Annotated in this window: 20 protein-coding genes and 1 tRNA gene; 14 read left to right on the top strand and 7 right to left on the bottom strand. The window is 52.4% G+C overall.

Translation table 11 applies throughout. The annotated features are described in order from the left end of the window. Positions 1–19 precede the first annotated feature (19 nt). The 3 genes from K5E19_RS00585 to K5E19_RS00575 all read right to left on the bottom strand — a co-directional run bounded on the left by K5E19_RS00585 (position 20) and on the right by K5E19_RS00575 (position 2,428). Positions 20–277 carry a YjhX family toxin gene (locus K5E19_RS00585; protein ID WP_221549582.1) on the bottom strand — a complete coding sequence of 86 codons (258 nt, stop codon included), beginning with the start codon at positions 275–277 and terminating at the stop codon, positions 20–22. Between the two features lie 290 nt (positions 278–567). Continuing rightward, positions 568–655: transfer RNA gene (locus K5E19_RS00580), tRNA-Ser, on the bottom strand. 144 nt (positions 656–799) lie between these two features. Then, complete coding sequence (locus tag K5E19_RS00575; protein ID WP_221549581.1) at positions 800–2,428, bottom strand: ABC transporter substrate-binding protein; 1,629 nt, start codon at positions 2,426–2,428, stop codon at positions 800–802. Between the two features lie 269 nt (positions 2,429–2,697). Between K5E19_RS00575 and yccA the strand changes: the two genes are divergently transcribed. After that, complete coding sequence (yccA, locus tag K5E19_RS00570; RefSeq protein WP_023335168.1) at positions 2,698–3,357, top strand: FtsH protease modulator YccA; 660 nt, start codon at positions 2,698–2,700, stop codon at positions 3,355–3,357. A gap of 57 nt (positions 3,358–3,414) precedes the next feature. Here the strand turns inward: yccA and K5E19_RS00565 are convergent, their stop codons facing one another. Together K5E19_RS00565 and K5E19_RS00560 are read right to left on the bottom strand one after the other, a co-directional pair. Next, positions 3,415–3,891 carry a hypothetical protein gene (locus tag K5E19_RS00565; RefSeq protein ID WP_221549580.1) on the bottom strand — a complete coding sequence of 159 codons (477 nt, stop codon included), beginning with the start codon at positions 3,889–3,891 and terminating at the stop codon, positions 3,415–3,417. Then, the gene (locus K5E19_RS00560) at positions 3,888–4,643 is read right to left on the bottom strand and encodes a winged helix-turn-helix domain-containing protein (protein ID WP_221549579.1); all 756 of its coding nucleotides are present in this window, start codon (positions 4,641–4,643) and stop codon (positions 3,888–3,890) included. Before K5E19_RS00560 ends, K5E19_RS00565 begins: the two co-directional genes overlap by 4 nt. A 308-nt stretch (positions 4,644–4,951) precedes the next feature. On the opposite strand from K5E19_RS00560, the gene K5E19_RS00555 reads away from it, so the two are divergent. The 6 genes from K5E19_RS00555 to tusE all read left to right on the top strand — a co-directional run bounded on the left by K5E19_RS00555 (position 4,952) and on the right by tusE (position 11,187). Next, on the top strand, positions 4,952–5,695 hold the full coding sequence (locus tag K5E19_RS00555; protein WP_221549578.1) for a fimbrial protein: 744 nt from the start codon (positions 4,952–4,954) through the stop codon (positions 5,693–5,695). A gap of 75 nt (positions 5,696–5,770) precedes the next feature. Beyond that, positions 5,771–6,277 (top strand): CS1 type fimbrial major subunit, encoded by a 507-nt coding sequence (locus K5E19_RS00550; protein WP_047648150.1) that lies wholly within the window; start codon positions 5,771–5,773, stop codon positions 6,275–6,277. 72 nt (positions 6,278–6,349) lie between these two features. After that, on the top strand, positions 6,350–9,067 hold the full coding sequence (locus K5E19_RS00545; protein WP_221549577.1) for a TcfC E-set like domain-containing protein: 2,718 nt from the start codon (positions 6,350–6,352) through the stop codon (positions 9,065–9,067). Between the two features lies 1 nt (position 9,068). Beyond that, positions 9,069–10,226: a CfaE/CblD family pilus tip adhesin gene (locus K5E19_RS00540; RefSeq protein ID WP_221549576.1), complete on the top strand. Its 1,158-nt coding sequence runs from the start codon at positions 9,069–9,071 to the stop codon at positions 10,224–10,226. Between the two features lie 10 nt (positions 10,227–10,236). After that, the gene (locus K5E19_RS00535; RefSeq protein ID WP_221549575.1) at positions 10,237–10,788 is read left to right on the top strand and encodes a LuxR C-terminal-related transcriptional regulator; all 552 of its coding nucleotides are present in this window, start codon (positions 10,237–10,239) and stop codon (positions 10,786–10,788) included. A 69-nt stretch (positions 10,789–10,857) separates the two neighbouring features. Next, on the top strand, positions 10,858–11,187 hold the full coding sequence (gene tusE / locus K5E19_RS00530) for a sulfurtransferase TusE (RefSeq protein WP_008499913.1): 330 nt from the start codon (positions 10,858–10,860) through the stop codon (positions 11,185–11,187). On the opposite strand, the gene yccX is transcribed toward tusE, so the two are convergent. Further along, positions 11,184–11,465 carry an acylphosphatase gene (gene yccX, locus K5E19_RS00525; RefSeq protein WP_221549574.1) on the bottom strand — a complete coding sequence of 94 codons (282 nt, stop codon included), beginning with the start codon at positions 11,463–11,465 and terminating at the stop codon, positions 11,184–11,186. The two genes, tusE and yccX, sit on opposite strands and share 4 nt — an antisense overlap. 144 nt (positions 11,466–11,609) lie before the next feature. Between yccX and K5E19_RS00520 the strand changes: the two genes are divergently transcribed. The 5 genes from K5E19_RS00520 to hspQ all read left to right on the top strand — a co-directional run bounded on the left by K5E19_RS00520 (position 11,610) and on the right by hspQ (position 17,281). Continuing rightward, positions 11,610–12,497, top strand: coding sequence for an AraC family transcriptional regulator (locus K5E19_RS00520; RefSeq protein ID WP_221549573.1), 888 nt, complete (start codon positions 11,610–11,612; stop codon positions 12,495–12,497). A gap of 173 nt (positions 12,498–12,670) precedes the next feature. Then, positions 12,671–13,984, top strand: a complete 1,314-nt coding sequence (locus tag K5E19_RS00515; protein ID WP_221549572.1) for a glycoside-pentoside-hexuronide (GPH):cation symporter — start codon at positions 12,671–12,673, stop codon at positions 13,982–13,984. 35 nt (positions 13,985–14,019) lie between these two features. Then, a complete protein-coding gene (locus K5E19_RS00510) occupies positions 14,020–15,621 on the top strand; it encodes a glycoside hydrolase family 43 protein (protein ID WP_221549571.1) in 1,602 nt (533 codons plus the stop codon). Between the two features lie 91 nt (positions 15,622–15,712). Next, positions 15,713–16,903: a 23S rRNA (cytosine(1962)-C(5))-methyltransferase RlmI gene (gene rlmI / locus K5E19_RS00505; RefSeq protein ID WP_010429362.1), complete on the top strand. Its 1,191-nt coding sequence runs from the start codon at positions 15,713–15,715 to the stop codon at positions 16,901–16,903. Between the two features lie 60 nt (positions 16,904–16,963). Continuing rightward, entirely contained in the window at positions 16,964–17,281 is a 318-nt protein-coding gene (gene hspQ / locus K5E19_RS00500) for a heat shock protein HspQ (RefSeq protein WP_010429359.1), read from the top strand. A gap of 35 nt (positions 17,282–17,316) precedes the next feature. On the opposite strand, the gene K5E19_RS00495 is transcribed toward hspQ, so the two are convergent. Further along, complete coding sequence (locus K5E19_RS00495) at positions 17,317–17,730, bottom strand: CoA-binding protein (protein ID WP_010429357.1); 414 nt, start codon at positions 17,728–17,730, stop codon at positions 17,317–17,319. A 171-nt stretch (positions 17,731–17,901) separates the two neighbouring features. Between K5E19_RS00495 and csgI the strand changes: the two genes are divergently transcribed. Then, positions 17,902–18,564: a curli synthesis inhibitor gene (gene csgI / locus K5E19_RS00490; RefSeq protein WP_221549570.1), complete on the top strand. Its 663-nt coding sequence runs from the start codon at positions 17,902–17,904 to the stop codon at positions 18,562–18,564. 80 nt (positions 18,565–18,644) lie between these two features. Then, positions 18,645–19,103, top strand: coding sequence for a methylglyoxal synthase (gene mgsA, locus K5E19_RS00485; RefSeq protein ID WP_008499922.1), 459 nt, complete (start codon positions 18,645–18,647; stop codon positions 19,101–19,103). Positions 19,104–19,107: the final 4 nt, after the last annotated feature.

The following is a 19,107-nucleotide window of genomic DNA, read 5'->3' as shown; positions in this document are numbered from 1 at the left end:
GTGGCGTTGTTTTTTCCGTTTACCGATTATCCAGCTGGGCGCGAACGTTATTCAGCCCGGTGGTATTGATGCGATAAGGCTGCCCGTTTACGGATCGGATCAGCTTTTTAGTGCGGAGTTTTTTAAAAACGGTAAGCGTGCAGTCGCTCAGCACCAGTCCTTCACGGGTGTAGCACTCAACGGACGTGATGCGGCCAGAACTGTCGCGGACGTGCACAATGCGTCCACCTTTAGCGAGAACGTGTAAGGTACGTTGTTCCTGACGGGATAAATTCATACTGGAAAACCTGTGTAATCATCATGCGTAAAAACGAGCCCACACCCGCAGGTGCGTGCGTAAGGTTTAAGCGCAGCGATAACCAGTCCGTCCTGAAATGGGCGGGAAACTGATTATCTGATGAAAACATTCTCCAGCATCAAAGCCTCGGTGAGAGATAGCAAAAAATTTACGGCGTGAATGATAACGCCTGTTTTCTACAGGGGAATAGCGGTTTTTTAAAAGTGTGAGCCGGATCGGTCAATCCAAAAGAAAAACCCCAGGTTAACGAGTAACCTGGGGTTTATGTTTGGCGGAAGCGTAGAGATTCGAACTCTAGAACCCTTTCGGGTCGCCGGTTTTCAAGACCGGTGCCTTCAACCGCTCGGCCACGCTTCCTAAGTGAGGCGAACTATAAACACCTCGCTGCGTGCTGTAAAGAGCCACGGCATTCGTTCGCTTTAAAAATAGCCAATAGGCGTTTAATCGGTTGAATTGACAACGTATTGACCATTTTCTCAGCACAACATGCAGCATTCAGGCTTAGTGCTTCCTGATGTACATATCCTTGGTGTAGTAGTACCCCAGTTTATCCGGCGTGAACCCGCCCACCCACGGTTTCACCAGGTGTGTACGCACGTAGTGATAAACCGGGATCGCAGGCACGTCTCGCCCTAACAGATCTTCTGCCTGCTGGTAGAACTTGCCGCGCTCTTCCGGCGTTTTCGCTTTCGCCGCATTGACTAACGCCTGGTCATACTCAGGGTTGCTGTACTGGCTGGTGTTTTCGCTGTCGCCGCTACGGTAGTTGTTGAGGAATGTTGCCGCATCATCGTAATCCGCAATCCAGGCGTAGCGCACCACGTCAAAATTGTGGGTGTGCATGGTATCCAGCATGGTTTTCCACTCCTGATTTTGCAGCTTCGCCTCCACGCCGAGATTTTTCTTCCACATTGAGCTGGCCGCGATGGCAATGCGCTGGTGCGATTCCGACGTGTTATAGAGCAGATTAAAGCGCAGCGGGTGGCTGGCGTTAAAACCGGCCTCGTCCAGCAGCTTTTTCGCTTCGGCTATGCGTTTTTCCATCGGCCAGCTGGCGTAATCCGGGTTTTTAAGCGTGATACCGCCGATATCCGGCTGGCTGACGAGCCACGCCGGGCGCTGCCCCTGCCCTAACACTTTCTCTGCGATGATGTCTTTATCCAGCGCCATGTTCAGCGCCCTGCGCACCCGGGCATCATTAAACGGTGGACGGGTGGTGTTGAACTCATACCAGTACGTGGCAAGCTGCGGAGAAACATCCAGTTCGCTGCCCAGCGTTTTCTTGAGCTGCGCAAACTGATTGATCGGCACCGTATAAACGATGTCGATTTCACCGGCCTTATAGCGGTTCACATCCGCGGCTTCAGACGAGATGGGCAGGTATGTCACCTTATTGATAACGGTATGCGAGTTATCCCAGTAGCGCGGGTTGCGTTCGGCCACAATGCGCTCGTTGACCACCCACTGCGACAGTTTGTAAGCACCGCTGCTGACGAAATGCTCGGGTTTGGTCCATTTATCACCGAAACGCCCAATCAGCACTTTATCCACCGGCACCAGCGACGGGTGCGCCAGCATCGCCAGGAAAGCGGCATTTGGTTGGGTGAGCGTGACTTCGAGTGTGGTGTCGTTGATGGCTTTCACGCCCAGCGTGTCGGGCGCTTGTTTACCCTGCGCAATCTCTGCGGCGTTAATGATGTGCATGTTGCCCGGATAGCTGGCGTACGGCGAGGCGGTCTTAGGATCGACCAGACGCTGCCAGCTCCAGACCACATCTTCTGCGGTAATGGCGGTGCCGTCGCTCCAGGTGATGCCAGGACGCAGATGGAACGTCCAGACGGTGTTGCCTTTGTTTTCCCATTTCTCCGCGAGCCGCGGCTGGATCTCACCGTTCGGAGAAACGCTGACCAGACCTTCGAATAAATCGCTGATAATATTGAATTCGACATCGCTTTCGACTTTATGCGGGTCAAGCGATGAGGGTTCACTGCCGTTGTTCCTGACCAGTTCCTGCTTCTCTGCCAGTGGCGTTCCTGCCGGCACGTTAGCCGCCCACCCTGCCGTGCTGGTGCACAGAATGGCGGCGGTTAACAACGAGAGTGTAAAGTTAGTGCGTGTTTGTGGTTTCATGTCCTTCGCCTTATTGTCTGTTTTATGACGATCCGGGAATAACTCTTAGCGCCCGGATTGAAATAAGGCAATATTTTTCAGTAACCTATAAGAGGTTGATCTGAATAAAATTCGCAATCCGCTGTTCATCCTGCTGGAAATGATTTTCGCAGAAGAAATAACCAGCTTCAGCGCTAAGGTGCTGAGTAAAGATGGGTAAAACCACTTTGAGTCTGGCGCGCCGTTTCCTATTCTTGCCGTTAATTACATCTGTCATAAGAGAGTGACTCATGGATCGTATAATTACATCTTCACGCGACCGCACATCGCTACTCAGTACCCACAAGGTGCTGCGCAATACCTATTTCATGCTTAGCCTGACGCTGGCGTTTTCGGCGATCACCGCCACCGCCAGCACCGTGCTGATGCTGCCGTCTCCGGGGCTGATCCTGACGCTGGTGGGGATGTATGGTCTGATGTTCCTGACCTACAAAACCGCTGACAAACCGGTTGGTATTCTGTCTGCGTTTGCCTTCACTGGCTTCCTGGGCTACATCCTGGGGCCGATGCTGAACGCGTATCTGTCTGCCGGTATGGGCGACCTTATCGGTATGGCGCTGGGCGGTACCGCGCTGGTGTTCTTCTGCTGCTCGGCCTACGTGCTGACTACCCGTAAGGACATGTCCTTCCTCGGCGGTATGCTGATGGCGGGTGTCGTGGTCGTGCTGGTGGGTATGGTGGCAAACATCTTCCTGCAGCTGCCTGCCCTGCACCTGGCAATCAGCGCCGTGTTTATTCTGATTTCTTCAGGTGCCATCCTGTTTGAAACCAGCAACATCATCCGCGGTGGTGAGACGAACTATATCCGCGCTACCGTGAGCCTGTATGTGTCGCTGTACAATATCTTCGTCAGCCTGCTGAGCATTCTGGGCTTCGCCAGCCGCGATTAAAGCCGACCTGCTGAAACAATAAGGAGAATGCCGGTGGCATTCTCCTTTTTTTATGCCCTACTCACCCCGGCAAATATAGGTCGGGTATCGCCGGTCCTGAATCAGCCAAACGGAAGGCGCGAGCTCAGAGATCGTTAGGTAGTAGCGTGCGGTCGGATTAGCGAAGCTACCCCATTGGGCATCGGGCGTATTATCATTGTGCCGACGCCAGGTTTTGGTGTAGCTCAATACAATGACGTTATCATCGTCCCGCTGCTCCCAGGTAAAGTCCACATCCCTGTCAACGATAAAACTTTGCCCGCCAGCCCTTGCAGCGCCCTTATAGGTGGTCAACCCGCTACCGTCCCGATGAAAATAGAACTGGGCCACGGCATTGACCTTCACTTCACTGGCTTTTCCCTCATTGCGCGTAAAGTTAAATTCCGTACTACAGGCCAGCACATCCTTTTTAACCGCACATCCGGAATAGTAAAACAGCGCCAGGGCGCTGCCGACCAGCGCACCGCCCAGCCCAAAAAGAAGTTTTATTTTCATTTTTGTGCCCCGCTTTTATAACGTATGGTTTTGCACAGGCTGGTATTGCTAGCCGGGCAGGCGCCAATGAACACCTCATCTGCATCGGAAATAGAAAAACGGGCGCTGAAATAATAAATGTCGTACGCCTCACGTCCGCACGCCACGTTATTAGCCTCCAGCCGCTCCGCTAATTTCGATAACACCAGCGGCCTTCCGTGATCGTTGATAATCCAGATGCTGCAACGCGCGATTTTTTCCTTAACCGGCTTGAGCTTCGCCGGAACGAAAATGCCCTGCTGTCGGCTAAAGTAGAGGCTCGCCCCCAGCACCGCGACAATCAATACGGCCACAACCGCCCATATTTGCAGAGGCGCGCGTTGAGGTTTTACCTCTTGCGGTGCGGACGAGGGCTGCGGATCGGCGGATGGAATATTCTCTCCGGGCTGAAAAATCACATCGGCCTCAAAACGAAACCCGTAACGGGGCACGGTCACGATAAATTCGTGCCCCTCGCCCAGAGACTGGAAGCTTTTACGTAATTCGCTCACCGCTTTATTGAGATTATTTCCCGATGGCGTAAAGCCAAATTCCTCCCACACGCGAGCGATCAATTCCTCCCGACTCAGGTCGCGTCCTTTGTGTTTAATAAATTCCTGCAAAAGCCGCACGGCGGGTGCCGAAAGGGTTAATACAGATTCTGGTTGTCCAACAAGACTTATTGCATGTGCTTCAGGATCGAATAACAACGAATTATTGCATATAAAAAACATCTTTTATTCTCGGCTGTTACCGCATGTTTTTTTATCCCTGGTACGTCGACATGAAAACCGCCTCCTGACCTGCTTATTTTTTCATCAGAAGGAATTTTCTTTCCATCCCTGGCAGCGGCATTTTCGCTTAACTATACAACCTTAAAGCCAGAAAATCAGGATAAAAAACTGTATTTAATGAGTTAATTAATACAAATTTTCACAAACCGCTGTTCTGGTTAAAGTTTCCCTGCCCTGAAGCAATACGTAAGCAGACGGTGTACTGGTGTTAACGCGCCGCCGATGAACTCAGAGCAGGCAGACTAAATGTGAAACAGAAAAATAGAGTGAACGTGAAAACAGCCTTTTATGTCGCCGCGCTGTCATTGCCATTTTTCTCAGAAATGACAATGGCCAATATGAGCGTGTACCCAATGGAACTTAACGTGGATAAGTCCGGTGCGGCGCAAATTAAGGTGGCGTCGAAAACGGATGATATTCAGTTCATTCGGGTGAGGCAAAAGAAAATTCTTAATCCCGGCACTGCCCAGGAAAAAGAGATTGATGTGGCCTCGTGGAAAGAAGGCGGCGTTGTTGTCACGCCCGAAAAATTTGCTCTTGCGGCAGGCGCAATGCGCGTGGTTCGCCTGGTCTCGCTTACGCCACCGGCAAAAGAGACCACCTGGCGCGTCTATTTTGAAGGGGTAAAGCAACCTGACAGCATTATTCCCGGCAAGACAGAAAGCCCGGCTGCGACGGCGACACTGGGCGTCAACGTAATCTGGGGCGCTCTGATCCACCTCGCACCGGAAAAAAGTGTGGTTTCACTCTCGATAGACCCTCGCAGGGGTACGTTAAAAAACAACGGTACGCTGCGCGTACCGCTGAGAGAGCTCGGTATTTGTGACGCTGATTCGTCGTGTAAATGGATTAAAGAAGACGCGACGATTTATCCGGACACCGAACGGACATTAAAAATGCTCACAAAGACACAAGGCCAGAAATATAAATTCCGCTACTTCAACTGGGTGAATAAAACCGCTGAAGAAGCTGACTTACCCGTCGTGCAATAACACGACGTTACCGTAAAGACCCCAAAGGGTTTGTTTAAAGAGCCAGGGTGCTCATTTGTAAATATGGAGATATTAATGCGTAAGTACTTTAAACCTCTGATGATTGTTGCCGCGATGACCACGTCCGTTAGCGCGCTGGCAATTCAAAAAGATATTACCGTCAACGCCAGCGTTGATTCACAGCTGGATATGACCCAGGCCGATAACACGCCGCTGCCAGCAAGCATCGATATGCAGTACCTGCCTGGCCGTGGCCTGGAAAGCTACCGCCTGAATACCAAGGTATGGTCTAACTCCGCCACCAGCAACGTGAAGGTCCGTCTGGTGAGCGCCGCGAAGCTGGCAAATGCTGACGGTGCGGAGACCATCCCAATGACGGTGATGCTGGGCGACAAAACCCTCTCCACCGCCGATGTTGAATATACCGGTACCGAACTGTTCCCGGGGAGCATCGAAAACGGTTCAGCGGTTCTGCCACTGACCATTTCTCAGACCACCAAAGGCATTCTGAAAACCGGTCAGTACAGCGGCGTTGTCAGCCTGATGCTGACGCAGGCGACTACCACGGAAGGCGGTGCGTAACACCACAGCACCTAAGGAATAACGTCAGAGGGTGCCCACCCTCTGACGTCAGGATGATGTCGAGGCTCGTTCATGGCGTTTCACAGAAATACTCTCCTCTTTGTTGCTTTGTTACCCGCATCCATCCAACTCGCCTGCGCCGGGATGGCCGTCCCGGCGGGTTTTGAAGATCTGGCGAAAACGCAGCGCCTGTGGACGGAGGTGAACCTCTACGGCGAATCGCTTGGTCTTTTTGAAACGGATATCACGCTTGAAACGGTCAGTTTCGTCGCACCTGAAACCGTGGTTGCGGCCATCAAACGACGGTTCAATGACGCCCCTGCACTCGTTGCCACCGTGTCTGCCGCGTTGGCCGTTCCGCTTGCCCGTAACGGCAACCTGGCCTGCAGCAGCAACGGCTCCGCAGCGGGATGCGATTACATAGATACTGACCGCGCGGCCATTATCTATGACGAGAATAACGCCCGCATTAGCCTGTTTTTGGACAAGAAATATCTGCCTAAAGCCACCGCGGAAAATCAGTGGTATCAGCCCACGCAGGACACTGAAAATGCGCTGATCCATCAGCAGAACATTAATTTTGTTGCCGACAGGGATTATCAGTCGGCTACCGTACAGGGCAACGGCGCGCTGGCGCTCACGCAGGACGGCTATGTGAATCTCGACTGGACCTGGCTGGGACAGCGTTCACGGCGTCAGCAGCAACAGGAGATAACCGTCAACAACGCCTGGTTCCGCCAGGATATCTTGCGTCAGTACTATGTCCAGCTAGGCGAGATGGATACCCGCGATCTGTTCAGTAATGCCGGCGGAAATATCAACCTCAGCCAGCTGCCGCTGGGCAAAATTCGTGGTCTGCGCACGGGTTCAACAAGAGCGTGGATGAATCCGGTTCAGCAGTCGAAGGGAACCCCTGTCACCGTGCTGCTTTCCCATGACGCGCGGATCGACGCCCGCCGTGGCAATCAGCTGCTGGCGAGTTTTTATCTGAATGCCGGTGCACAAACCCTGGACACGCGATCGTTCCCGGACGGGAGCTACACCGTGACGCTCTCCATCTATGAAAATAACCGGCTGACGCGCACCGAGCAGGTACCCTTCACCCGAACCGGTATAACGCCATTCGACCGGGTCGAGTGGTTCCTGCAGGCGGGTGAAACCGACAATAGCGATCAAAACGAAGAACGTAGCGCTGTTGCGCAGGCGGGCGTACGCCTGCCCGTCACCCCGACGCTGGCGCTGACCAGCGGTGCAACGATAAAGAAAAACCAGCGTTTCCTGGAGAACGCGATCGACTGGAGCCGGGGCTTCAACGCGGGCCCGATCGACGGCGTGCTGAGTACCCGGTTTAGCTACCTTTACGGCAGCGAAGGTCAACACGGCAATATTCAGCAAATCAGCTACAACGACGGCTTTTCACTGAGCCTCTATCGCAACGCGCTATCAGCGGAAAACTGCAACACCCGAAGCGCGGGGTTTGACGCCGTGAACGGTTGCTATCGAACCCTCTCGGTGATGTTTTCCGTCCCTGTCGGCGCCTGGTATGCGAGCCTGGGGTATTCGGATAACCGCAATGAAGGACGGTACGTTTCACGCCGTGAGCTCCCGGACAGTGACGATCGCCACGATGCGGGTTTGCCGTGGGAATCGATCTATATGTCCCGCACGCGCACGCGGGCCTGGCAGGGAGGACTGAGCAATGCCTTTAGCACCCGAGGCCTGAACATTAACAGCAGCATTAACCTGTTCATGCGTAACGATGACTCCCGTGAAGGCAGGGACAAAGGCGGCTACCTGAGCGTGAGCCTGTCCATGGCGCATAACCGTCAGGGGGATGCGTCGAGCTATACCTCTCTGGGCGCAACATGGCAGCACCAGCAGCGTGAAAAAAATCAGCTGAGCTACAACGTGGCGCATAACTGGTACGCCGATGCACGCGGTGAAAATGAGTACGGTCTGAGCGCGTCGGGCATTAACAGCGATTCGCTCAATACTTCAGCCTATACGCGCCAGGGCGGACAATATGGTAACGGCAGCCTGACCGTCAGCGACGCCTGGGATCGTCAGGATCGTCGCCATACGCTGAGCAGCAGCGGCAACTACAGCTCGACTCTTGCGCTGTCGCGCTCTGGCCTGTGGCTGGGCCGCTGGAGCGACGGACGTCCTGCTTCCGCCGTCGCGGTTAACGTTGCCACCCCGGAAGAGACTCTGGGTCCGAGCGTCGCCGTGTCGCTGGATAACGGCGGTAGTGCAGACATTCCGGGCAATAGCCGCGCCCTCTTCGCAGTGCCGGGCTATCAGCAGTCAACGTTGACGATTAACGAATCGCTGGACGTCTCGCGAGGAGCCAGCAGTGAGATTACGCAAGGTTCAGGCAGCAGAACGCTGTTTATGGTGCCGGGCAAACTGCTGCGTCGGGATGTGCAAACCACCGCAAGCTACACCTGGCTCGGCCAGTTAACCGACGAGCGTCATTCGCCGTTTATCGGCGGCGTGCCGCTGAACGTGAACGGCTGGAGCGATCTTGGCAACGGCGGGTTTAGCGCCCAAAGCGACGCCCTGCTGCATAACCTCTACCTGGTACGCCAGCAGCAGTTTTATCAGTGCGTGCTGAACGTGAAGAGTATGCGCGACGTGGTGCGCTACGTCGGTTCCATTCCTTGCCGGGAGTTAACCTTCTCCGCCCTGCCGGATGCCGTCCAGCAGCAGGCACAGCTGATGCTGGCCGGACGAACGACCCCAGCCAGCCCGACCGCCATGAACGCCGACAACCTCGCTAAAGGGAAATGATGTGATTAAGTACCTCTTTATTTTACTGTTTTTAAGTCTGTGGACAGGCCAGGCGCTGGCGGGCGCCCCCGCGGGACGCAACACCAGCGTTGGGATCAGCTTCGATCGCACGGCACCGCCCGCGCGTTTCGATATCTGGCTTCATGAATCGGGCGGCTATGACGCCGCCGACCCGCAAAAGTGGGGGCGCAATACCCTGACCTGTCAGTCCCGGACTGATTCCACGTACGGGGCCTGCATGACCGCCCCGGTGTGGTTCTCGGGTAACCCGGCCGCGCCCTATGCCATCAATGTACGTTTCACGCATGCCCTTACCAGCAAGACGGTAGATATCAAGGTGTATGGCGATCACTATATGTTTATCAACAATAAAGTATTTACCTTCGCCAGCTTTGTGACAGGGGGAACGGCCACAATCGCTGACTGGAACAGAGAGCCCTACTTCGATTTCTATATTGTGAAAAGCGAATTGGATAAGTTCGCCCTGCCGGGGATCTGGACCGCAACCCTGAAGCAGAACCTGCGTCAGTGGGGGAGCGCCGACTGCGGTGGGAACTTCAATGACGTAAACGTCGGATGCCCTGGCTATCTCACCATCGCCAGGTGGCAGGCAAACATTCGCATTGAGGTGGTCGATCCGGGTAATCAGCAGATTTATCTGCCGGCATTTCCGCACTCAACGCCCATCGTTAACCTCAACCTGACCAACTTCCCGGGGCGGCCCGGTGGCAGCGAGATCCAGGGGGAAAACTCGCTGGATATGTGCCTTTACGACGGCAAAAACAGTACCAGCACCCGCGCCTATCTTCGCTTTGAGGATGACGGGCTTCCCTCAGCGGATCGTACCGAAGGCGCGTTTTCTATCAGGCGACGTGGCGGTAGCCAGACCGATGCGCGGGATCGTCTCGATTATCGGGTCTCCGTCACCAATCCAATCACAGGCGCAACCGAAACCGTCTCGAACGGTAAAACCCTGGTTTGGCAAGGCACGAACGATCCGCAGTATCTGCGACAGGTCGTGCTGCCCGGCGGGCGCGAGAACGTAATGTGCATTCCTGCGCCTATTATCCTGAAAACCCCTGCGTTTGCCGCCAGCAGTAAAAACGCGGGCGACTACACCGGCACGCTGCGCGTTATCTATACGCCCAGCACGTTATAACGAGGTCATCGTGAGTTACGCCATTCTCGACAATAATCGATTTTACGCTGAAGGGTTACGCTATGCGTTGCTGCGTCGGGGCATTACGCCAGAGATTCAAAGCGACACCGTACGCTGGCAGCCAACGCTGCTTACCCGTCGCGTGCTTGTCCTTCGCTGCCGTTTTTCCGTTGCGGCGACGCACCAGGCGCTGATTACTATTTTGCTCCGACTGGAAGCTGCCCACTGGCAAGGCAGCCTTTATCTGGTTTGCAACGAAAAAGGATGGGCACTGGCGACGTATTTACGCAAGCGGTTCAGAACATTAATTTTGTATATCATCGACGACAGGCTCGCCGTGGCAGATGCTGCGTATGTGCTGGCAAAGGAACCTCGCCGCGTCCGAAGCCTTGACTGCTCTCTTACAGGTCTGGAGTTCAACGTGCTTGACCTGATGCTCACCGGGATGCCGGTACGCCACATTGCTATCGTGACGCGCATGTCTGAGAAACAGGTTTCTACGCATAAATGCAACGCGCTGAAGAAGCTTAATGCCAACAATCTGCTGCAGCTCCTCCTGTAGGTCATGGTTTATCCCGAGACCTTTTTTTTGCTACACTGTCGCCGATTTTTTCACATACTACAGAAGATTATGTTCATTTTTGCAGGCCAGGAAATTGAGACCGATAGCGAAGGCTATCTGAAAGATACGACGCTCTGGAGCGAACCGCTGGCGGAGAAAATCGCGGAAAACGAAGGGATTACCCTTTCCCCCGAACATTGGGAAGTGGTGCGTTTCGTGCGCGAGTTCTATCTCGAATTCAACACCTCTCCGGCTATCCGTATGCTGGTCAAAGCCATGGCCAATAAATTCGGCGAAGAGAAAGGTAACAGCCGTTATCTGTATCGCCTGTTTCCAAAAGGCCCGGCAAAACAGGCAACAAAGATTGCCGGCCTGCCTAAGCCGGTGAAGTGCATTTAATAGCGAATACCGAAGTTAACGTACTCCCGACCGGGTTGATGCGGTTCCGTTAAGACCTTATCAACCCGCGCACTTCGCGGCCCGCCCGCTTTCAGCCACGCCACCAGCTTCTCAACCTGTTCTTCTTCACCACAGGCCATTACCTCTACGCTGCCGTCGTCCATGTTACGCGCATATCCCGTTAACCCTAGCTGCACGGCTTCGCGCTGGGTACTGTAGCGGAAGCCAACCCCCTGAACGACGCCGTAAACCCAGGCGATGGTGCACACGTTTGACATCGTTATTCTCCTTCTCCGTCCGGAGCGCTGCCTGCCCCTCTTTCTACTCGAATTCAAAGAATAGCAAATTATGCCGGTTTTTAAATCGTCTCAGAATATGGTATCAAAATAACAGGATAAACAGATGAATTTTAGGAAAAACCTATGCCACCATCAGATTATTTCTTCGAGAAACTGGAAACGAAAGCAGGGTTAAATTACATATTACGCGCACAGGAAAAAGTGCCTGAGGGAGGGATGTATATCAAGCCACATATGCATCTCGAACATGAAATAATGTGGTTTTACAAAGCCAGAGGCAGCTATAGTATTGGCCGTGAAAAATTCACCCTCAAGAATAATACGCTTGTTTATGTTAGCCCACTTACGCTGCATGATATGGAACTGGATTTTACGGCTGACCATGAACGCTTTATCTTACAATATGATCATACTGCGCTCAGCAATCTAAAATATCCAGTACCCGCCCTGGAATCACATACGGGTGTCGTTTCCTGCCTGCAAGAAAAGGACGCAGAGAGATTACAATTCATTTTCAAATGGTTCTCAGAAGTCAATGAGACGGCCTATTCTGAAAAAGAAATTAAACCGTTAATGATTTTGTTACTCAGCACCGTTCTGCAGCATGCCGAAAGCGCAACGAAAATTGCTACAGACACGGATCATCAATCCATCTTTGCGGTTATTATCTCTTTTGTGATCAACCTGGAAACGCAAACCTCATTTACGATGAGTTTGAACGAAGCCGCTGAGTCGGTCGGACTCTCACCCAGTCATTTTTCCAGAACGTTTAAAAAAATTATGCAGGTGAGTTTTAAGGAATATCTTCTGCGGAAGAAAATCGCGCTGTCAATACAGCTGTTGCGTAATACAGAACTTAGCATCACAGATATTGCCTACAAATGTGAGTTTACAGATGCTGCGTACTACTGCTTTCAGTTCCGAAGGGTTATTGGCGTTACGCCTAAAAAATTCAGGAACAGCAATCTGACGTCAGAACAGTTAAAAACCGGTCATAACGTGCAGCTTTAACCGTTAAACCGCGTCGTTGATAAAACTGTGATCGGCACAAATCTGCCTGCGCAAAAAAATTATATAAAAGCACCTTTCTCATACATTTTTTTATGCTCTTAATATTTATCTTTTAACCTGAGACTGGCCACTCATTTCGGATTCGTACTCATCCTGATTAAAAGGTATTTATTATGAGAAATATAGGATTCAAAGAAAAGATTGGTTATGGGTTAGGTGATGGTGCGTCCAATATTATCTGGCAAACGATAATGCTTTTCATGGCCTACTTTTATACTGACGTCTACGGGCTAAGCGCTTTTCATATGGGGACCATGTTCCTGGTCGTCAGAGCGTTTGATGCCGTTGCCGACGTCTACATTGGCTACCTTGCCGACCATACTCAAACCCGGTACGGTCAGTTCCGACCTTATCTCCTCTGGTTCTCGCTGCCCTTCGGCATTTTTGGTGCCCTGACGTTTTATACACCCGATGTTGGCGAGACGGCCAAAATCATTTACGCCTATGTCTCTTATACTGCCCTCTCGCTGTTTTATTCACTCGTTAACGTTCCCTACTGCGCGCTGATTAATAACATCTCCAGCGATTCAAAAGAACGGGTTTCAATGCAGTCTTATCGTTTTGCCTTCGCTGCTTTAGGCGGGATTATTGTTTCCGTCGTGGCGTTGCCATTAACAAAAATTCTGGGTGGAGGCGATCTTCAGAAAGGGTATTTTCTGGCGATGGTGATTATGGGCGCGATAAGCACCATCATGTTTTACTGTTGCTTTGCCATGACCGAGGAACATTACGCGAAAGCGGTGGGTAAAAAACGTAACTTTCGCGGTATTTATAACGATCTGACTGTCGTGGTGAAAGATCATAACTGGCGCTGTATCTTCAGCCTCAATATTGTAAGCCTTATCGCTGGTATCCTGAAAACAGGCGGAGCCATTTACTTCGTTAGCTACTACCTCAAAAGACCCGACCTGGTGGGACTGGTGCTGATTATTATTCTCTGCACCCGATTTGTGGGCGCATTGTCGACAACGGTGTTATATAAAAATTATGATCGGGTATTGTCATATAAAGTTTCGTTAATTTTACAAGCCATTATCTTGATTATCCTTTTCACCATTCCTGCAGAATACATCCTGCCGGTTTGCCTGGCGATCTGCCTGATTCATTTCATCGACGCCAGTTCTGCACCCCTGCAATGGAGCCTGCTCAGCGACATTATTGATAACGTTGAAAAACGGTCAAACATTTCGCTGAGTGGCTTAGTTTTCTCAACTAATCTTTTCGCTATAAAAATTGGCATTGCGGTTGGCGGTGCCATCATTGGCTGGCTGCTCACCGTTGGTGGCTATGTGGGCAGTGCCGCGATCCAAACCGATCTCGCCATTCTGATCGTGCGGCTTATCTTTACGCTTATTCCCGCTGCTTTTGTCTTCATGATGTATCTCATCATGAGGCAATACCGGACCCACAATGAATTACAGGCCTGACGTTACCAACGCTATTTTCATAACAGGAATCAAAGATGACCATAATAACTAACCCTATTATCCCAGGCTTTAATCCGGACCCCTCTATTATAAGAGTGGGTGAAGCATATTACTTAGCAACATCGACGTTTGAATGGTTTCCTGGGATTTGTTTGTATAAATCATACGACCTCAAAAACTGGCGGCTGATTTCTCATCCCCTGAAGCGGAAAAGTCAGTTGAACATGCGCGGGAATCCCAATTCCGGGGGTATCTATGCGCCATGCCTGACCTACGATGCCGGAAAATTTTATCTCATTTATACCGATGTCAAAAACGTGACCGGTCGTTTCTGGGACCCGAATAACTTTATCGTGACCACGGACGATATCGAAGGTGAATGGTCTGAGCCAACGTATCTCAATAGCAGAGGCATTGATCCCTCGCTGTTTCACCACAGTGACGGTACGAAATGGCTTATGAGCATGGAGATGAGCTACAGGGACGGCGGTGAGGCAGGATTCCCGAAATGGAATGGCATTATCATCCAACAATACGATGAGCAGAATAATCGCTTAACCGGCGAATGCCGTAAAATTTACGCCGGTACCACTTTGGGCATCACCGAAGGGCCACATATTTATGAGCTGAACGGCTGGTTCTATTTGTTAGTGGCCGAAGGTGGGACGTTTTATAATCATGGCGTCACGCTGGCGCGCTCCCGACATCTGTTTGGCCCCTACGAAACCGATCCCATCGGGCAAATGATGACATCCCGCTTTGATTGTCGTTTACCTTTACAGCGCGTCGGCCATGCGGATCTTTTTGATAATGGCCTGGGCGAATGGTTTATCGTGCATTTATGCGGGCGACCGCTGCCTTCAAAAGGACGCAGCCCGATGGGCCGTGAAACCGCTATACAACAAGTTTACTGGACGGATGATGGCTGGCTGCGCTTAACAAATAACAGCATTACGCCAGAATTAACGGTGCAGACGCGCCTGAAAGAACGTCCGTGGCCCAAGCCGCCAACCCGGGATGAGTTCGATACGCCGGTACTGCCACTTCACTACCAGTCGTTGCGAATCCCCTTAAGCGAGGAAATGTGCACCCTTACGGAAAGACGCGGATGGCTACGGTTACGGGGTTATGAATCCCTGAGTTCACAGCACTATCAAAGCCTGCTGGCAAGAAGACAAACCGATTTTACGTTTACCGCTCAGACATGCGTAGATTTTAAGCCTCGCTCCTTCCAGCAGATGGCCGGGCTGGTCTGCTTTTACGACACCACCAACTACGTTTATCTGAACATATCCTGTAACGAAGCGGGAGAACGGACGGTCAATTTGATGGTTAATGACCTGAACCGATTCTCCTTACCAACGGGAGAAGGAGTGAAAATTGCCGCAGAAGGTCTGGTTTACCTCAGAGTCTGCGTCAAAGATGATGGCGCTCTTTTTTACTACTCACTCGATGAACAAAAATGGTTCCCGATTGGGGGTTATGTTGAATACAGTAAACTGTCCGATGAATATTTTAAGGAACGTGGCATAGAGCGCTTCACCGGTGCTTTTGTCGGGATGTGCTGTCAGGATTTCACGGGCGAACATATCCCGGCCGATTTTGACTACTTTGCCTATTTCCCGGCGGATTTTTAGTTAAGGGGGCGCAGAGTGTCCGCAGATGATTGCCACTGGCCTTCTGTGCTACTCTACGCGCCATTTCCATGCAATCGACAGAATAGAAATTATGAGTGTACGTTTAGTGTTAGCCAAAGGGCGCGAGAAGTCATTGCTGCGCCGCCATCCCTGGGTCTTTTCCGGCGCGGTTGCGCGTATGGAAGGTAAAGCCAACCTCGGTGAAACCATCGATATCGTTGACCATCAGGGGAAATGGTTAGCGCGCGGCGCATACTCGCCAGCATCGCAGATCCGCGCTCGCGTCTGGACATTCGATAAAGATGAAACCATCGATATCGATTTCTTCGTCCGCCGCCTGCAGCAGGCTCAGCAGTGGCGTGAGTGGCTGGCAAAACGTGACGGGCTGGACAGCTATCGGCTGATCGCCGGTGAGTCCGACGGTCTGCCGGGTGTAACCATTGACCGCTTTGGCAACTTCATGGTGCTGCAGCTATTAAGCGCAGGGGCGGAATATCAGCGTGCCGCGCTGATCAGCGCCCTTCAGTCTCTTTTCCCGGAATGCGCCATTTATGACCGCAGCGATGTGGCGGTGCGTAAAAAAGAGGGCATGGAACTGACGCAGGGGCCCGTTACCGGCGAACTGCCGCCTGCCCTGCTGCCTATCGAAGAACACGGCATGAAGCTGCTGGTGGATATTCAGGGTGGCCATAAAACCGGTTACTACCTCGATCAGCGCGATAGCCGCCTGGCAACCCGCCAGTACGTGGCGAACAAGCGCGTGCTGAACTGCTTCTCCTACACGGGCGGTTTTGCAGTGTCTGCGCTGATGGGCGGCTGTGCCCAGGTCGTTAGCGTGGATACATCGCAGGAAGCGCTGGACGTGGCGAAACAGAACGTTGAGCTAAACAAACTGGACCTGAGCAAAGCGGAGTTCGTGCGCGATGACGTGTTCAAACTGCTGCGTAAATACCGCGATCAGGGCGAGAAGTTCGACGTCATCGTGATGGATCCGCCTAAGTTTGTGGAAAACAAAAGCCAGCTGATGGGCGCCTGCCGTGGATACAAAGATATCAACATGTTGGCTATCCAGCTGCTGAACCCGGGCGGCGTGCTACTGACCTTCTCCTGCTCCGGCCTGATGACCACAGATTTATTTCAGAAAATCATCGCAGATGCCGCAATAGATGCTGGTCGTGATGTACAATTTATAGAGCAGTTCCGTCAGGCGGCCGATCATCCGGTGATCGCTACCTACCCGGAAGGGCTGTATCTGAAAGGGTTTGCCTGTCGCGTCATGTAACTTGAAAAGAGAAATATTGCCCTCACATCGTGTGTAAGTAATGTTTCCCGGGAGGTGACTATGATTGCCAGCAAATTCGGTATCGGCCAGCAGGTCCGCCACACCTTGCTTGGGTATTTGGGTGTGGTCGTGGATATCGACCCGGAGTATTCCCTTGACGAACCGTCAGCCGACGAGCTGGCGGTTGACGCAGAGCTTCGCGCCGCGCCCTGGTACCACGTGGTGATGGAAGGTGACGACGGGCAACCCGTTCACACCTATCTCGCTGAGGCGCAGTTAAGCAGTGAGCTGCAGGATGAACATCCGGAGCAACCCACGATGGATGAGTTAGCGCAGACTATCCGCAAGCAGTTGCAGGCACCGCGCCTGCGCAACTGAGCGTGTAAAAAAAGCCCGATAATCGGGCCTTTTTTTTACTTCGCCAGCCCCAGCCGGGGGATTTCAATTGCCGGGCATCGGTCCATAACCACCTGTAAACCCGCCTCGCGCGCCAGCACAGCAGCCTGTTCATTGATGACGCCCAACTGCATCCACAGCGTTTTCGCACCTATGGCAATCGCCTCCTGCGCCACGCCCCATGCCGCCTCGGAATTACGGAACACATCTACCATGTCCACTTTTTCCGGTACATCGTTAAGCGTGGCGTAGCCCTGCTGGCCTAATAACGTCTTTCCCGCCACTTTCGGCGAAACGGGGATCACGTGATAGCCCTGATCGAGAAGGTATTTCATCACGCGATAACTTGGACGATCCGGTTTATCGCTGGCACCCACCAGCGCAATTGTGCGCGTGGATGTCAAAATCTCGGCAATATCATTCTCTCTCATGGTTTTTCTCCTCGTTTTTTTCAAAGTGTACGCCAAAGCGCACATCTCAACCATCCATCCCATACAGATGTATGAGGGCAAAACGGTGAATTATGTCTATATGTTAGTAAACGTGATTATCGAAAAATTTTGATACATTCTTGCGGGAATAATTTTCAACTGGAGTCACCTATGAAAACCGGCATTGTCTCTGCTGTGATTGCGTTAGTGATGCCGGTTTGCGTCTTTGCAACCACGCTTCGGCTCTCGACTGATATTGACCTGCTGGTGCTGGACGGAAAAAAAGTCTCCAGTTCATTGTTGCGCGGCGCAGAGAGCATCGAACTGGATAACGGGCCGCATCAGCTGGTGTTTCGGGTAGAAAAAACGATCGGCCTTGCGAATCATGAACAACGGATGTACCTCTCTCCCCCACTGATTGTCAGCTTTAATACCCAGCGGGTCAGTCAGGTAAACATTACCCTGCCGCGGCTTGAGAGCGAAAAAGAGTCCATCGCTTTTGACGCCGCCCCGCGCGTTGAGCTGCTGGATGGGGATTCGATGCCGATCCCGGTGAAGCTTGATATTCTGGCGCTCACTTCCTCGCCAAAAGGCACGGACTACGAGGCCGCAACCGAGTCTTATAACAAAGCGGGTAAACGCGCCTCTCTTCCGCAGTTTGCCACCATGATGGCCGACGACAGTACGCTGTTATCCGGTGTTTCTGAGCTGGATGTTATTCCGCCTCAGTCCCAGACGCTGACGGAACAACGCCTGAAATTCTGGTTCCAGCAGGCCGATCCCGATACGCGCGCCCGCTTTTTGCAGTGGGCAAAACAACAACCTTCGTCGTAAGCCACATTTTTTACGCCTATCTCTTGCAGCATCAGGCGGTTCCCGTCATCGTGTAGTCAGTTAACCTGATGGATATGATTATGGAACTGACAACACGCACGCTCCCGGAACGCAAACACATTGCTCTGGTTGCGCACGATCACTGTAAACAAATGCTGCTTAACTGGGTTCGCCGCCATCAGTCATTGCTGGAAAAGCACGCCCTTTCAGCAACCGGTACAACCGGCAATCTGATCCAGCGCGAAACGGGTCTTGAAGTGAATGCCATGCTGAGCGGCCCGATGGGCGGCGATCAGCAGGTCGGCGCGCAGATTTCCGAAGGGAAAATTGATGTGCTGATCTTCTTCTGGGATCCGCTGAATGCGGTTCCACACGATCCGGACGTGAAAGCGCTGCTGCGCCTGGCGACGGTGTGGAATATTCCGGTGGCGACGAACCTGTCGACGGCGGATTTCATTATCGAATCACCGCAGTTTAATTCGCCGGTTGATATCCTGATCCCGGACTATCAGCGCTATCTCTCCGAGAGACTGAAGTAACTTT

Origin of the sequence: Enterobacter sp. RIT637, from assembly GCF_019718755.1 — a bacterium.
In the GTDB taxonomy this organism is placed as follows: Bacteria; Pseudomonadota; Gammaproteobacteria; order Enterobacterales; family Enterobacteriaceae; genus Enterobacter.
Note: the sequence above shows the minus strand (reverse complement) of the source record. Positions and strands in the feature narration are given on the sequence as shown.